The organism is Streptomyces sp. NPDC004111, assembly GCF_042874215.1.
Lineage (GTDB): Bacteria > Actinomycetota > Actinomycetes > Streptomycetales > Streptomycetaceae > Streptomyces.
In genome coordinates, this window is record NZ_JBIAMU010000002.1 from 555,689 (window position 1) to 569,747 (window position 14,059).

Sequence of the window (14,059 nt, forward strand, 5' to 3'; positions counted from 1 at the left end):
GTTTCACACCCGCAGGGGTGAAGGTCCGGGCTCTACACCTCCCCCGCCGCGCGGCTTCCCACGCCCTTTGGCCCCGGCTCCGTTTCAGGCCGAGAGGTCGATCCTGATCGCGGCGTGCGGACGCCTGCCCCGGCGGGCGAGGGTGGCGGGCAGGTCGGTGAGCCAGTACTGCCAGGTGTACTTGCGGGCGAGCAGCTTGCGCACCCGCGCCACCCCGTCCTCGTCGAGCAGCGTGGCCGTGCCCTCCAGAGTGGGTCTGCCGGGCTTGACCCGGCCCCGGACGTCGCAGGAGGCGAGGGTGACGCGGCTGTCGCGGCGGATCCGCTTGACCTTCCATGCCTCGGCGTGGGTCCACACGTAGAGCGCACCGTCGTCGCCTGCCACCCACACGGGGGTGGAGACGGGGGTGCCGTCCTTGCGGTAGGTGGTGAGGCTGACGTAGCGGGTACGGGCGAACGCGGCTTGCGCGGCACGGATGTCCATGACCCGACCCTACGTGCGAGAGGGCCCCCGTATCAGGCGGGCAGCAATTCGCACCGGGCGATCACGTCGTCGAGGGAGAGGCCGAGGGTGCCCGCGAGGGCGGCCACCGTGAAGAAGGCGGGCGTGGGGGCACGGCCCGTCTCGATCTTCCGCAGCGTCTCGGCGGACAGACCGGCGCAGGCGGCCACATCGGCCATGGTGCGGCCGGTGGACGTGCGCGTGTCGCGGAGCAGGCGGCCGAGGCGTTCGCCGCGTTCGTGTTCTTCGGGGGTGAGCGGGGTGCGGACCATGGCGTTATTCTAATACCTCCGAGACCGGTATAGTAATTGGCATGGTTGAGATCAAGACGGACACGTCCGTGGACGCGATGCGCGAAGCGGGCCGGGTGGTGGCCCGCGCCCTGACGGCGGTGCGGGAGAAGGCGGCGGTCGGGGTGACGCTGCGGGAGCTGGACGAGGTGGCCCGGGGGGTGCTGCGGGAGGCGGGCGCCACGTCGCCCTTCCTCCACTACCACCCCAACTGGGCGCCGATCCCGTTCCCCGCGGTGATCTGTGCGTCGGTGAACGACGCGATCGTGCACGGCATCCCGACGGACTACCGGCTCCGGGACGGCGACCTGGTCAGCATCGACTGCGGTGCGAAGCTGAACGGCTGGGTGGGCGACTCCGCGGTCAGCTTCACGGTGGGGCGGGCCCGGGAGCAGGACACCCACCTCATCGCGACGGCCCGCGCGGCGCTGGAGGCCGGGATGGCGGCGGCGGTGGTCGGCAACCGCATCGGCGACATCGCGCACGCGGTCGGCACGGTGTGCCGCAGCGCGGGCTACGGAATCCCCGACGGCTTCGCCGGTCACGGGGTGGGGCGCACGATGCACGAGGGTCCGGACGTCCCGAACGAGGGACGGCCGGGCCGGGGGATGAAGCTGCGGCACGGGATGGTGCTGGCCATCGAACCGATGCTGATCGCGGGCGGCGGCGACGAGTACCGCCACGCGGCGGACGGCTGGACCCTGGCCACGACGGACGGCAGCCGGGCGGCGCACGTGGAGCACACGGTGGCGGTGACGAACGGCGGGCCGCGGGTGCTCACGATGCTGTAGCCGGCGGGCGGGACCGCCACGCGGGGTCTCTCCCCCGCCCCTTCCCGAACCGGGTGGCGGACCCTCCCGAGCCGGGCGCCCGTCCGCGGCTGCGCGGTGGCCGGCCGCGCAGTTCCCCGCGCCCCTTGTGAGGGGCGCGGGGAACTGCGCGAACAAAGGCAGCTCCGGCTACGGCCGGACCACCATCGCCGATCCTCCGCCCCTGCGCACCTTCTCCGCCGCCGCCAGCCAGCGGCCGTCCGGGAGTCGCTGTACGCCCGTCGCCGCGCCGATCTCCGGGTTCTGCTTGAAGACGTGGCCGAGGGCCTCCAGTTCGCCCCGTACGGGGCTGTTCCACAGGCCCGGCTCCAGTTCCGTCGCCGCCGCGTTGCGCTGGCTCGCCCGCGGTGCCGCGATGGCGTCGACCAGCGGCAGGCCCCGGTCCAGGTGCCCGGTCAGGCTCTGCAGCACGGTCGTGATGATCGTGGCCCCGCCGGGCGACCCCAGGGCGAGCACCGGCCGCTCGTGCCGGTCCAGGACGATCGTCGGGGAGATCGAGGAGCGCGGCCGCTTGCCGGGGCCGGGCAGGTTCGGGTCGTGGACCGCCGGGTTCGCCGGGGCGAAGGAGAAGTCGGTCAGCTCGTTGTTGAGCAGGAAGCCCCGGCCGGGCACGGTGATGCCGCTGCCGCCGGTGGACTCGATGGTCAGCGTGTAGGAGACGACGTTGCCCCACTTGTCGGCCGCCGTGAGGTGCGTCGTGTTCTCGCCCTCGTACGTCGTCGGCGCCACGGTCCCCTTGCTGTCGCAGGTGCGCGACGGGTGGCGCGGGTCACCCGGCGGCAGCGGGCTCACCAGTACCGCGTCGTCCTTGATCAGGCACTCGCGGGAGTCCGCGAACCGCTGGGAGAGCAGCTGCCTGGTCGGTACGTCCTCGAAGGCGGGGTCGCCGACCCAGCGGCCCCGGTCCGCGAACGCGATCCGGCTGGCCTCGATGAAGCGGTGCAGGTACTTCTGCGGGGAGGCGGCCGAGAGGTCGGTGCGCTCCAGGATGTTGAGCGCCTCGCCGACGCTCGTGCCGCCGGACGAGGAGGGGCCCATGCCGTACACGCCGAGCCCGCGGTAGCCGACCTTCGTCGGGGCCGGCCGTTCGACCTCGTACCGGCGCAGGTCCTGCTCGGTGAGGTCGCCGCTGCGCACCTTGCGGGTGGCGTTGGGGTCGACCGGCGGCTTGTTGACCGTGCGGACGATGTCGCGGGCCAGTTCGCCCCGGTAGAGCGCGCCGATGCCTTCGCGGCCCAGCTTCTGGTAGGTGCGCGCCAGTTCGGGGTTCTTGAACTTCGATCCCACGACCGGGAGTTGGCCGCCGGGCAGGAAGAGCTTGGCGGAGGCGGGGAAGTCCCGGAAGCGGGCCTCGTTGCCCTGGGTCTGGGAGCGGAAGGTGGCGTCGACGGTGAAGCCGTCGCGGGCCAGCCGCTCGGCGGGCGCCAGGAGGGTGCGCAGCGGCTTGGTGCCCCAGGCGTCCAGGGCGGCCTTCCAGGTGGCGGGGGTGCCGGGGGTGCCGACGCTGCGGCCACTGGTCATGGCCTCGTCGGTGGGGATCGGCTTGCCGTTCTCCAGGAAGAGGTTCTTGTCGGCGCTGCGCGGGGCGGTCTCGCGGCCGTCGATGGTGCGCACCTTGCGGGACCTGGCGTCGTAGTGGACGAAGTAGCCACCGCCGCCGATTCCCGCGGAGTAGGGCTCGGTCACGCCGAGGGCGGCGGCCGTGGCGACCGCCGCGTCCACCGCGTTGCCGCCGTTGCGCAGCACCTCGATGCCGGCCGCCGAGGCGTCCGCGTCCACGCTGGCCACGGCACCGCCGTGACCGACGGCCACCGGGACCTTGGGGGGCGTGGTGGTGGCGGGGGCGGTGGCGCCCCGTACGGAGGCCGGTGCGGGCGGGGGCGCTGCACCCGGTGGGGCGGCTGCCCCCACCGTGACGACTGCCGCGGTCGCGGCCAGCAGAGACAGTGCCCGTACGGCGGGCCGGGTGGGTCGACGCATGCGTACCTCCAGGCGAACGGCGTCCGCGCAGCGTAGCCGCACCCAGGTGCCCGTGCCAGGTATCCGTGGACGCGTCTCGGCCATTGGCCCCGGCCGCAATCCGCACGACACACAACACCCCGCGGCACCCCGCACAACAGCCGTACAAGGCATCAGTTCCGTACGAACGTCACATCACTTGCATCAGTGTCATCACCGGCCCCGTGGCGCCCCGACCGCTCCACGGAGCTGTCATGCCCGCTACCATCCCCGCCCATGAATGACGACCTCCGCACAATCGTCCTGGGTCTGGTCGCCGCCGGTGTCGGTGCCGCGCTCGGCTGGCTCGTCCGCAGCTGGTTCCTGCGGCGCAGGCTCCAGCGCAAGCAGGCGTTCTTCGGGCTGCCCAAGAACTCCGAGTCGCTGCTGGTCGTCAACCGCGACGCGGGCCCCGACGGCGCCCTGCACCGGTCGGACGTCTTCGCGCTGCTCGAACTGTCCGCGCTGATCAAGGACTGCGGCGCGCACTCGCAGATCCTCTCGCACGACGTTCCCCAGCAGGGCTTCGGCGAGCGCACGGAGTTCTGTGTGGGCGGCCCCTCGTCGAACCGGCGCATCGTGGCCCACCTGGCCAGCCTGCTGCCCGGGATACGCATCAATGTGGACCACGAACCGACGCCGGACCGGGGCGCGTTCCAGATCGGCAGCGAGCGCTACCGGCTGGAGCACGGTGTCGCCGAGTACGTGCTGCTGGCCCGGCTCAGTGTCGGGGACGGCGCCCGGCCGGTGTTCCTCTTCTGCGGGCAGCGGGCGATCACCCACCAGGCGGCCACCCGCTATCTGGCCCGCAACTTCGAGAAGCTGGCGCGCAAGCACGGCGACCGGTCGTTCTGTCTGCTGCTGAAGGTGGCCAACTCGCAGGCGTACGGGCCCGATGTGGTGGAGCTGGTCACCGATGTGACGCGGGCGGCGCAGACCCCGCTGCCCGCGCCGCCGCGCAATTCCCACCGCGCCACCGGCTGACCGGTGGCCTGCCGCCCGCTCCTCGTCAGTCCAGCCGCAGCTCCAGGGACTTGAGGCCGTTGATGAAGTGCGAGACGAGCCGGCGCGGCGGGGCGGCGAGCCGGTAGCGCGGCAGCACCCGCAGCGCCTCCTCGTGCAGGACGCGCAGTTGCAGCCGGGCGAAGTGGGCGCCGAGGCAGACGTGCGGGCCGTCCCCGAAGGACACGTGCGGGTTGGGGTCGCGGGTGAGGTCGAGGCGGTGCGGGTCGGTGAAGACGCGCTCGTCGTGGTTGGCGGAGGCGTGGAAGACCACGATCTTGTCGCCCGCGCGCAGTGCCTGTCCGGCCAGTTCGGTGTCCTCGGCGACGGTGCGGCGGAAGCTGAGGACGGGCGGGTGGTGGCGCAGCAGTTCCTCGACGGCCGTCTCCACCCGGACCCCGGGCAGCGCCGCCTGCGCGCCGGGGTCCTGGGCCAGGGCGAGGAATCCGCCGGGTGCCGCGCTGCGCACCGTGTCGTTGCCCGCGACGGTGAGCAGGAAGAAGAACATCTCCAGTTCCGGCCCGCTGAGCCGGGTCCCGTCCCCCGCCGCGTGCGCGAGCGCCGTCATGATGTCGTCGCTGGGGAAACGCCTTTTGTACGCCGCCAGTTCGCGCGCGTACGCGAACATCTCGCCCAGCATCGCGGGCGAGCGCGGGTTCACCGGGAGCCCGTCCGGCCCGCGCACCACCCGCTCCCGCTCGTCGGGGTCCTGGTAGGCGATGACGCGCTCGGTCCACTCCAGGAGGAGGGCGCGGTCGCCGGGCGGCACGCCGAGCAGGTCGCAGAGGTTGAGCAGGGCGTACTCGTCGGTGACGGCCGCCACCAGGTCGAAGGTCCCCCGGCCGCTCTCCTCGGCGTCGCGCACCGCCCGTCGCAGGAGGTCGCGGGCGCGCTCCCGCACCCGGGACTCGAAGCGGTCGGTGCGCCCCGGGGTGAAGGCACGGCTGACCAGCCGGCGCAGCTTGCCGTGTGCGGGCGGGTCCTGATTGAGCATCATGCGGCGCACGAAGGGCAGGTCGTCCGGGTCCGGGTCGCGGATCTGGGTGGCGCCCAGGCACGAGGAGAAGGCACGGGCGTCCTTGAGGACCCGTACGACGTCGGCGTGCCGGGTGACCGCCCAGAAGCCGGGTCCGGCGGGCCAGCCCAGCACCTCGTACTCGTCCTGCCAGGCCACCGGGTGCGCGTCGCGGAGCCGGCGGTAGGCGTCGTGCGGGACGCCGCGGGCGTAGCGGCGCGGGTCGAAGACATCGGGCACATCGGGTACGCCGGGCGCGTCGGGTGCTTGGGGGGCGGCGTGCGGTGCGACGCCGGAGGTGCGGCTCATCACGTCCTCTCCTGGACCTCTGCTCTTCCCTCGCCGGTCGTCACGCCTCGTCCGCGCGCAGGAAGTCCTCGACCGTGCGCAGCAGTTGGAGCGGTGTCTCGTCCATGGCGTAGTGGCCGGCGCCGGGAATCTCCACCAGTTCGGCGTTCGGGTGGTGACGCATCCAGGTCTGCCGCATCACCTCCGCACCGAGCGCCGGGTCGAGAGCGCCGACGACCGCGAGCGCCGGGCGGTCCGTGCCCGCGATGTCGGTGTGGAAGTCCTCCCGGGCCCAGGAGTCCAGCCAGGCGCGGAACGCCTTGGGGTCGCTGCGGTCGACGGACTGCCGCACCATCCGGTCGAGCCAGGCCGCCGGGCGCACGCCGCCGGTGGTGTGGTCGATGATGGTCCGCCGGTTCTCCGGGTGCTCCGCCGCGCCCTCGAACAGTGCCCAGGACTCGGGCGGCATGTCGAGTCCGGTCGCCGGCACGGGCGAGACGCCGACCAGCCGCCGCACCCGGTGCGGAGCCGCGGCCAGCACCCGTTGGGCGACGGCGCCGCCCATGGAGTGGCCGATCAGGGAGAAGCGTTCCCAGCCGTGCTGGTCGGCGAGGGCCAGCAGGTCGGCGGCGCCCTCGGCGGTGGTGAAGGCGCCGGGCTGGTCCTTGGCCTCGCCGTAGCCGCGCAGGTCGACGAAGGCGTAGCGGAAGGACTCCAGGTCGAGGTCGGGCAGTACGGCGGTGTAGTCCGCGCGGTCCGAGAGCCAGCCGTGCACCGCGATGACGGGGTGCGGGCCGTCGCCGAGGAGGGAGTGGGGTGGGACGAAGGGGGTCACGGGGTCTCCGATCGCGCGGTCCGTACGCCACCGGTGGGTGACGCCGTGTCCCAAGGTGGCCCGGCAGCCCGCCCCGGGCAAGACCGCCGTCGGCGCTCCCGGCGCGCTCAGCGGCGCTGGTCCACCACCTGAAGGCCCGGGGGCGCGTACCCCCGGACCATGGCGAGCACGTCCTCCGGCACCAGCTCGAAGACCTGCCGCTCGAAGCACAGGCCCTCCTTGACCTGCATGGCGCTGCCGGTCATCAGGGAGAGGCGGCGGTAGGCGGCCCGCGGCCGGCAGACGTAGGGGAGCGAAACCTCGGAGGCGCGGGCCTCGACGACGACGAACTGGGCGCCCCGCACGCCCACCGCCCGTACGGACACCAGATCGTCCCAGGGAAGCGTCCGTTCGGGGTAGAGCGGCAGCCGTACCGACAGGCCGCGCGGTCCGGCGGCGATGCTCAGCGGGCGGACCGCGTAGCCGACGTACGTCACGGCGACGAAGAGGAGCAGCAGGCCGAGCGCGGACATCAGGGTGGCGGACAGCGTCGAGTTCGGTCCGTCGATCAGGGCGGCGATGGTGTAGCCCCAGATCACGGTGGTGACGACCGCCGCGACCGGCAGCACCACGAGCACCCGTCTCAGCGGCAGCTCCATCCGGGTCTCCGCCGTTCCCGCCGCGTCCCGCGGACCCTGCGGGTCTTCTTGATGCGTCATGGTGAGAGCTTGGGTGCTGCGCGGCCCGAGCGCCAGTACCGAACGGTAACCGGCCGGGTCCGATTCCGGCGCCGCCGCTGCCCCGCCCGTGACCTGCGGCGCGGTGGCCGTGCCCGGACCGCTCAGCCCGCCAGCGCCTTGTCGGGCCTGCGGGCGGCCAGCTTGCCCCGGTAGTGGTCGACGACGACGGCGACCATGATCACGGCGCCGGTGATCATCTGCCGCTGGAAGTCGGAGACCCCGAGCAGCAGCAGTCCGTTGGTGAGGACGCCGAGGAGGCAGGCCCCGAGCAGGGTGCCGATCATGGAGCCCTTGCCGCCGGAGAGCGAGGCGCCGCCGATGACGACGGCCGCGATGGCGGAGAGTTCATACCCGGCGCCGACGATGGGGCTGGCGATGTTCAGCCGTGCCATGTAGGTGACGGCGGCGATGCCCACCGCGAATCCGGCGATCACGAACACGGCCACCTTGACGACGCCCGTACGGTGCCCGGAAAGCCGCACCGCCTCCTCGTTGGAGCCGATCGCGAAGACGAGTCGGCCGAACACCGTGCGGGTGAGCACGAAGTGCCCGATCACCACCATGACCAGGGCGATCCAGAAGAGCGAGGGGATGCCCAGGAGGGTGGAGGTGCCGAAGTGGCTGAAGCCGGGCGGGAAGTCGTAGCGGGTCTGGGCGTCGGTGTACTCCAGGGCGGCGCCGCGCGCCACGTTCAGCATGCCGAGGGTGACGATGAAGGACGGCACCCGCCACTTCTCCGACACGAAGCCGTTGACGAAGCCGCAGGCCATGCCGACGAGGGCGGCGACCACGACGGCGAGCAGCACGGCGACCGGGGTGGAGAGCCCGGTGGAGGTGAGGATCTCGCCGGAGACGACGGCGCAGAGCGCCATCACCGAACCCACCGAGAGGTCGATGCCGCCGACCAGGATGACGAAGGTCATGCCCACCGCGAGCATCGTGTTGAGGGTGATCTCGGTGGCGATGTTGGTGAGGTTCCCGGAGGTCGCGAACTTGGGCGCGGTCAGCGTGAAGACCAGTACGAGGGCCAGCAGGGCGATGCCGATGCCCGCCTCGCCCATCACCTGCCGGGCGAGCGAGCGGGAGGGCCGGCGCGGCGCGGCGGTGGCCTCCGTGGCGGGGCCGGTGGTGGGGGTGGGTGTGGTCATGAGGTGGTCTCACCGTTCTTCGTGACGGGTGTGACGGGTGCGTCGGACCTGTCCGGTCCGTCGGCGGCACCGGGGGCGGGAGTGTCGCCCGGGGCGGGGGTGTCGCCGGAACGGTCCCCTTCGGCACCGGGGACGGCCGCTCCGGTGACGTATCCCGCGTAGGCCAGGGCGAGGATGCGCGAGCTGTCGAAGTCGTCGCGGGCGACCTCGCCCGCGATCCGGCCGCGCGAGAAGACCAGGATCCGGTCGCAGATGCCCATCAGTTCGGGCAGGTCCGAGGAGACGACGAGGAGCGCCTTGCCGTCGCCCGCGAGGCCGGTCAGCTGCTGGTGGATCTCGTAGCGGGCGCCGACGTCGATGCCCCGGGTGGGTTCGTCCACGACCAGGACGTCCGTGCCCGCGAGCAGCCAGCGGCCGAGCACCACCTTCTGCTGGTTGCCGCCGGAGAGGGTGCGGACGGCGGTGCGGATGCCCGGGGTCCGCACGCCGAGTCCGCGCACCGCCTCGTGGGCGTACCGGTCCTCCTCGGCGCGCCGGAGCAGTCCGCCGCGCGAGACCTTGCGGGTCGCGGCGAGGGTGATGTTCGCGCTCAGCGGCATGTCGAGGACGAGCCCCTGGCCCTTGCGGTCCTCGGTGAGCAGGCTGATGCCGTGCCGCACCGCGTCCCTGGGGGTGCGGATGCGGACCGGCTCCCCCTTCACGTACACCTGCCCGCCGTCGTGCGGGTCCGCCCCGAACAGCGCGCGCACGGTCTCGGTGCGGCCCGAGCCGACCAGCCCCGCGACGCCGACGACCTCGCCGGCGTGCAGGGCGAAGGAGACGGGGCTGCCGCCGCGCGGGTGGAGCCGCTCGGCGCGCAGCAGTTCGGGGCCCGGGGTGCGGGCCGTGTACGGCGGGTACTCCTGGGCGAGGTCCCGGCCGACCATCAGCCGGATCACCTCGGCGGTGTCGGTGTCGGCGAGGTCCTTGGTGACGACATGGGCGCCGTTGCGGAAGACGGTCATCCGGTCGCCGATCTCGAACACCTCCTGGAGGTGGTGCGAGATGTACAGGACGGCGGTGCCGCGCGAGGTGAGCCCGCGCACCACCTCGAACAGCCGCTGCGTCTCACGGGCGGTGAGCGTGGCGGTCGGCTCGTCCATCACCAGGACCCGGCAGTCCTGCCACAGCGTGCGGGCGATCTCCAGGAGCTGCATCTGGGCGATGCCCAGCCGTTCGACCCTGGTGGACGGCGGGATGTCCAGGCCGACCCGGGCGAGCAGTTCGGCGGAGCGCCGGTGCAGGGTGCGCCGGTCGACGACGCCGAAGCGGCGCGGCAGCCGCTGGAAGAAGAGGTTCTCGGCGACGGTCAGATGGGGCAGCAGGTTGAGTTCCTGGTGGACGACCTGGACACCGGCGCGCATCGCCGCCGCCGCGTCCCTGGGCGCGTACACCTGTCCGCCGAGCCGCATCTCCCCCGCGTCGGGCGGCTGGATGCCCGCCAGGATGCGTACGAGCGTGGACTTGCCGGCGCCGTTCTCGCCGAGCAGCGCGTGCACCTCGCCGGGGCGCAGCTGGAGCTGTACGCCGTCCAGTGCCTTGACACCGGGGAAGGTCTTGCTGATCCCGGTGGCCGTCAGGACGTGCTCGCCGTCGGCGCGGTGCGCGGTGTGCAGGTCGTCCATCGTCATCGGCCCGCTCAGCCCGCGTCCGCGGCGGTGACGACCTTGACGTCGGTCTTCACCCACGCCTCGGACTTCTCGCCCTTGACGAGCTTCAGTGCGACGTCGATGCCGTCGGCGGCCTGCTTGGCGGCGAACTGGTCGACGGTGGCGACGACGCTGCCGTCCTTGAGGTAGGGCTTGACGGCCTCGATGTTGTCGAAGGAGGCGATCGGGATCCTCCCCTTCTTCCCGGCCGCGCCGATCGCCTTGACGGCGCCGAGCGTCATCGAGTCGTTGGAGGACAGCACGCCCTGGATGTCGGGGTGCGCGGTGAGCATGTTGGACAGGACGGTGTAGGCCTCGTCGGTCTCCCAGTGCGCGGTCTTGGACTCCACGACCTTCAGCCCGCCGTCGGCCGCGGCCTTCTGGAAGCCCTCCTTGCGCTGGGCGGCGTTGGCGGCGCCCGGGTTGCCCTCCAGGACGACGACCTTGCCGCCCTTGCCGAGCTTCTTGGCCAGTACGTCGCCGGAGAGCCGGGCCCCCTCGGCGTTGTCGGGTCCGACGAACGGCACCTCCAGTCCCGCCGACCTGAGCGCGCCGTCGTCCAGCTTGACGTCGATGTTGACGAGCCTGAGGCCCGCCTTGGCGGCCCGGCCGAGCGGGGCGACCAGGGCGCGGGAGTCGGCGGGGGCGAGCACGAGGGCGTCGGCCTGTTCGGTGATGCACCGGTTGATGGCGGCGACCTGGCCGTCGATGTCGGTCTCGTTCTGGATGCCGCTGGACTTCAGCTCCAGCGTGCCGAGCTTCTTGGCGTGCGCCTCGGCGCCCTTCTGCATGGTCTGGAAGAACTCGTTGCCGAGCGACTTCATCACCAGACAGACGGCGGGCCTGCCGTCCTTGGGCTTGGCGGCGGTGCCGCCGCCCGCGCCGCCCTCCTGTCCGCAGCCGGTCAGGGCGGTGGCCAGCAGGAGGGTGGCGGTGGTCGCGGTGGCGAGGGAAAGCTGCTTGCGGTTCATCGTCGAACTGCCTTCCGTGAGCGATGGGTTGGGACTGTGCCTGAAGGACGGGGCCGGGTCAGAAGGGGACGCCCGCGCGCAGCACGACATTGGCGTACGGGGTGCTCTCCCCGGTCCGTACGATCGCGCGGGCCCGCCGGGTCAGCTTCTTGAGCCGCGCGTGCGGGACCCGGTCGAGCGCGGTGCCCGCGAACTGCTGGTCGAACAGCACGAGCAGGTCAGGGTCCGCTGCCTCCTGGGCGACGGTGGCGTGTTCCACCACGAGTTCGTCGAGGACCGTTTCGAGTACGGGCAGGAACGCGGGTTCGCCGCGCCGCCACACCAGGTCGACGACCTCCACCCCGGCCGGTACGGGCAGTCCGGGATCCGCGACGACCAGCAGGTCGCCGTGGCCCAGGGACGTGATGATCTCCAGCAGCCTGGGGTGCCAGAGGCCGTCGTTACGCATGGTGCACCTCGTTCGTCGCGGATTCGTACGGGGCCGGGGCGCCGGCGAGCAGCGCGTCGACCTCGGCGGTGGAGGGCAGCGAACTCTGCGCGCCGGGGCGGGTGGTGGCCAGCGCCCCGGCCGCGCAGGAGCGGCGCACCGCGTCGGGCAGCGGCGTACCGGAGCCGAGGGAGAGGGCGAGCTGCGCGCAGAAGGCGTCGCCAGCGCCGACCGTGTCGACGGCAGGGACGGTGAACCCGTGCTCGGTGCAGACGCCCTGCGGCCCGGCGGCGACGGCGCCGTCCGCGCCGAGGGTGATGACGACGGTGGCCGGTCCCAGGTCCCGCAGCGCGTCGGCGTGCGCGGCCCAGGCGGCACGGTCGTCGGCGGGCCCGGGTGTCAGGAGTCCGGCCGCCTCGGTCTCGTTGACCACCAGGACGTCGACGGAGCTGAGGAGAGGGCCCAGTTCGGGGTGGTCGGGGGCGGGCAGCGGGGCCGCGTTGAGCACGGTCAGCGCACCGGCGGCGCGGGCTGCGCGGGCGGCGGCGACGACGGTGGGCAGGGGCACTTCGAGCTGCAGGAGCAGGGTGTCCGCCGGGCGGGCGAGGGTGCCGCCGGTGAGGGTGTCGAGGGCGGGCACGTCGAGGTGGTGGTTGGCGCCCGGGGAGAGGGTGATGGTGTTCTCGCCGTCCTGCTGGACGACGATGAGCGCCAGTCCGCTGGCCACCCCGGGCAGCTGGGCCACTCCCTGGGCGTCCACGCCCTCTCTCGCGAGCCGTTCGCGCAGTTCGCCGCCCAGCGCGTCGTCGCCGAGCAGGCCGATCATGCGCACCTCGGCGCCGAGCCGGGCGGCGGCGACGGCCTGGTTGGCGCCCTTGCCGCCCGCGCCGCGTACGACGTCGGCCCCGGAGACGGTCTCGCCGGGCCGCGGCAGTCTGGGCACGGTGACCGACAGGTCCATGTTGAGGCTGCCGACCACGACCAGTCGCTCACTGCTCACTGGGTATCACCGTTCTTTCCACGAAGTGCGCCACGGGGTACGGCCGGAGGCGCCGGGGAGGGGACCGCGCGCGGCGTCGGAGGGAGGACGGCACGGGGTGCCGGGAGGGGAGCCTCGCCGGGCGCCCCCGCCGCGGCCGTCCCCGCACCGGCCGTCCCCGCACCGGGCGGTTCCTCGGCAGGCGTGCGCGCGGCGGCGTCCGGGTGTTCGCCGCCCGCCGGGTCCGGGCAGCCGCAGGAGCCGCGGGCCAGCAGCGTCACCGGGAGCACGTCCCTGGTCGGCGGCAGATCGGGTTCCTTCATCCGGTCGAGCAGCCGTCGCACCGCGGTCCGCCCCAGCTCGTCGTACGGCTGGCGCATGGTGGACAGGGCCGGACACGTGTAACCCCCTGCCGCGATGCCGTCGAAGGAGACCAGGGCGAGGTCGTCGGGCACCCGGATGCCCAGTTCGGTGGCCGCCCGCAGCACTCCGGCCGCCTGTTCGTCGGAGGTGACGAACAGGGCGTCCACCGAGCGGTCCCTGGACAGCAGCGCGAGCCCGGAGCGGTAGCCGTCGAGCCGCCCGAAGGAGCCGTGCAGCAGCGGCGCCGCGTCCGGCACGGCCTCCCAGCCGGTGCGCCCGCCCGACCCGCTGCCGGCCCGCAGCCCGGCCTCCTCCAGTGCCGTGCGCCAGCCGACGACCCGGTCGACGGTGGGGTGGATGCCGAGCGGGCCCGCGATGCAGCCGACCCGGCGGCGGCCGTGCGCGAGGAGGTGTTCGGTGGCGGTGCGGGCGCCGCGCGCGTTGTCGACCAGGACGTAGCTGGTGGCGACGCCGTCGAGTTCGCGGTCGAAGACCAGACCGGGGACGCCGGAGCGGGCGAGTTCGGCGCGCCAGGGCAGGTCGCCCCGGGAGGGGATCAGGACCAGTCCGTCGACCTGCCGGTCCACGAAGGTGCGGATGTATCCGGCTTCGCGGTCGGGGTCGTCGACGCTGTTGCCGACCAGCAGGGTGTATCCGGCGGCCCAGGCGTGGTCCTCCAGCGAGCGGGCCAGTTCGGCGAAGAAGGGGTTGGCCGCGTCCGGCACCACCAGCCCCAGTGTCATCGTCTGGCTCATCCGCAGCGAGCGGGCGACCGCGTTGGGCCGGTAGCCGAGCTGCTGGACCGCGGCCAGGACGCGTTCGCGGGTGGCGGGGGCGACCGAGCGGGGCCCGTTGTTGAGCACGTAGCTGACGACCGAGGGCGAGGTGCCCGCGAGCCGCGCCACGTCCTGGCGTGTGGCCATGGTGACCCCCGGATCCGGTGAGTGTCGCGGAGCAAAAGAACTCCGCCTGCCGCAACACGAGTTGGCAACTCGTGTTGCGGCA

At 73.0% G+C, this 14,059-nt stretch carries 14 protein-coding genes; 2 read left to right on the forward strand and 12 right to left on the reverse strand.

Going from position 1 to position 14,059, the window contains the following annotated elements; genetic code table 11:
• Positions 1 to 84 precede the first annotated feature (84 nt).
• Positions 85 to 483: a PPOX class F420-dependent oxidoreductase gene (locus ACFYVL_RS06860; RefSeq protein WP_389241744.1), complete on the reverse strand. Its 399-nt coding sequence runs from the start codon at positions 481 to 483 to the stop codon at positions 85 to 87.
• A gap of 32 nt (positions 484 to 515) precedes the next feature.
• Entirely contained in the window at positions 516 to 773 is a 258-nt protein-coding gene (locus tag ACFYVL_RS06865; protein WP_389241745.1) for a helix-turn-helix domain-containing protein, read from the reverse strand.
• A 41-nt stretch (positions 774 to 814) separates the two neighbouring features.
• Between ACFYVL_RS06865 and map the strand changes: the two genes are divergently transcribed.
• A complete protein-coding gene (map, locus tag ACFYVL_RS06870; RefSeq protein WP_389241746.1) occupies positions 815 to 1,582 on the forward strand; it encodes a type I methionyl aminopeptidase in 768 nt (255 codons plus the stop codon).
• A gap of 168 nt (positions 1,583 to 1,750) precedes the next feature.
• On the opposite strand, the gene ggt is transcribed toward map, so the two are convergent.
• Positions 1,751 to 3,601, reverse strand: coding sequence for a gamma-glutamyltransferase (gene ggt / locus ACFYVL_RS06875; RefSeq protein ID WP_389241747.1), 1,851 nt, complete (start codon positions 3,599 to 3,601; stop codon positions 1,751 to 1,753).
• 255 nt (positions 3,602 to 3,856) lie between these two features.
• Between ggt and ACFYVL_RS06880 the strand changes: the two genes are divergently transcribed.
• Positions 3,857 to 4,603 carry a hypothetical protein gene (locus ACFYVL_RS06880; RefSeq protein ID WP_389241748.1) on the forward strand — a complete coding sequence of 249 codons (747 nt, stop codon included), beginning with the start codon at positions 3,857 to 3,859 and terminating at the stop codon, positions 4,601 to 4,603.
• 25 nt (positions 4,604 to 4,628) lie between these two features.
• Here the strand turns inward: ACFYVL_RS06880 and ACFYVL_RS06885 are convergent, their stop codons facing one another.
• The 9 genes from ACFYVL_RS06885 to ACFYVL_RS06925 all read right to left on the reverse strand — a co-directional run bounded on the left by ACFYVL_RS06885 (position 4,629) and on the right by ACFYVL_RS06925 (position 13,977).
• Positions 4,629 to 5,945: a cytochrome P450 gene (locus tag ACFYVL_RS06885; protein WP_389241749.1), complete on the reverse strand. Its 1,317-nt coding sequence runs from the start codon at positions 5,943 to 5,945 to the stop codon at positions 4,629 to 4,631.
• Positions 5,946 to 5,985: 40 nt separating this feature from the next.
• Positions 5,986 to 6,759 carry an alpha/beta fold hydrolase gene (locus ACFYVL_RS06890; RefSeq protein WP_389241750.1) on the reverse strand — a complete coding sequence of 258 codons (774 nt, stop codon included), beginning with the start codon at positions 6,757 to 6,759 and terminating at the stop codon, positions 5,986 to 5,988.
• Between the two features lie 107 nt (positions 6,760 to 6,866).
• Complete coding sequence (locus tag ACFYVL_RS06895) at positions 6,867 to 7,457, reverse strand: hypothetical protein (RefSeq protein ID WP_389241751.1); 591 nt, start codon at positions 7,455 to 7,457, stop codon at positions 6,867 to 6,869.
• A gap of 122 nt (positions 7,458 to 7,579) precedes the next feature.
• Positions 7,580 to 8,626, reverse strand: a complete 1,047-nt coding sequence (locus tag ACFYVL_RS06900; protein WP_389241752.1) for an ABC transporter permease — start codon at positions 8,624 to 8,626, stop codon at positions 7,580 to 7,582.
• Positions 8,623 to 10,296: a sugar ABC transporter ATP-binding protein gene (locus ACFYVL_RS06905; protein WP_389241753.1), complete on the reverse strand. Its 1,674-nt coding sequence runs from the start codon at positions 10,294 to 10,296 to the stop codon at positions 8,623 to 8,625. The genes ACFYVL_RS06900 and ACFYVL_RS06905 overlap by 4 nt, the downstream gene beginning before the upstream one ends.
• A gap of 8 nt (positions 10,297 to 10,304) precedes the next feature.
• Positions 10,305 to 11,285: a sugar ABC transporter substrate-binding protein gene (locus tag ACFYVL_RS06910; protein ID WP_389241754.1), complete on the reverse strand. Its 981-nt coding sequence runs from the start codon at positions 11,283 to 11,285 to the stop codon at positions 10,305 to 10,307.
• Positions 11,286 to 11,343: 58 nt separating this feature from the next.
• Positions 11,344 to 11,733, reverse strand: coding sequence for a D-ribose pyranase (gene rbsD, locus ACFYVL_RS06915; RefSeq protein ID WP_389241755.1), 390 nt, complete (start codon positions 11,731 to 11,733; stop codon positions 11,344 to 11,346).
• Complete coding sequence (locus ACFYVL_RS06920) at positions 11,726 to 12,712, reverse strand: ribokinase (protein WP_389241756.1); 987 nt, start codon at positions 12,710 to 12,712, stop codon at positions 11,726 to 11,728. Before ACFYVL_RS06920 ends, rbsD begins: the two co-directional genes overlap by 8 nt.
• The gene (locus tag ACFYVL_RS06925; protein ID WP_389241757.1) at positions 12,709 to 13,977 is read right to left on the reverse strand and encodes a LacI family DNA-binding transcriptional regulator; all 1,269 of its coding nucleotides are present in this window, start codon (positions 13,975 to 13,977) and stop codon (positions 12,709 to 12,711) included. The genes ACFYVL_RS06920 and ACFYVL_RS06925 overlap by 4 nt, the downstream gene beginning before the upstream one ends.
• Positions 13,978 to 14,059 lie beyond the last annotated feature (82 nt).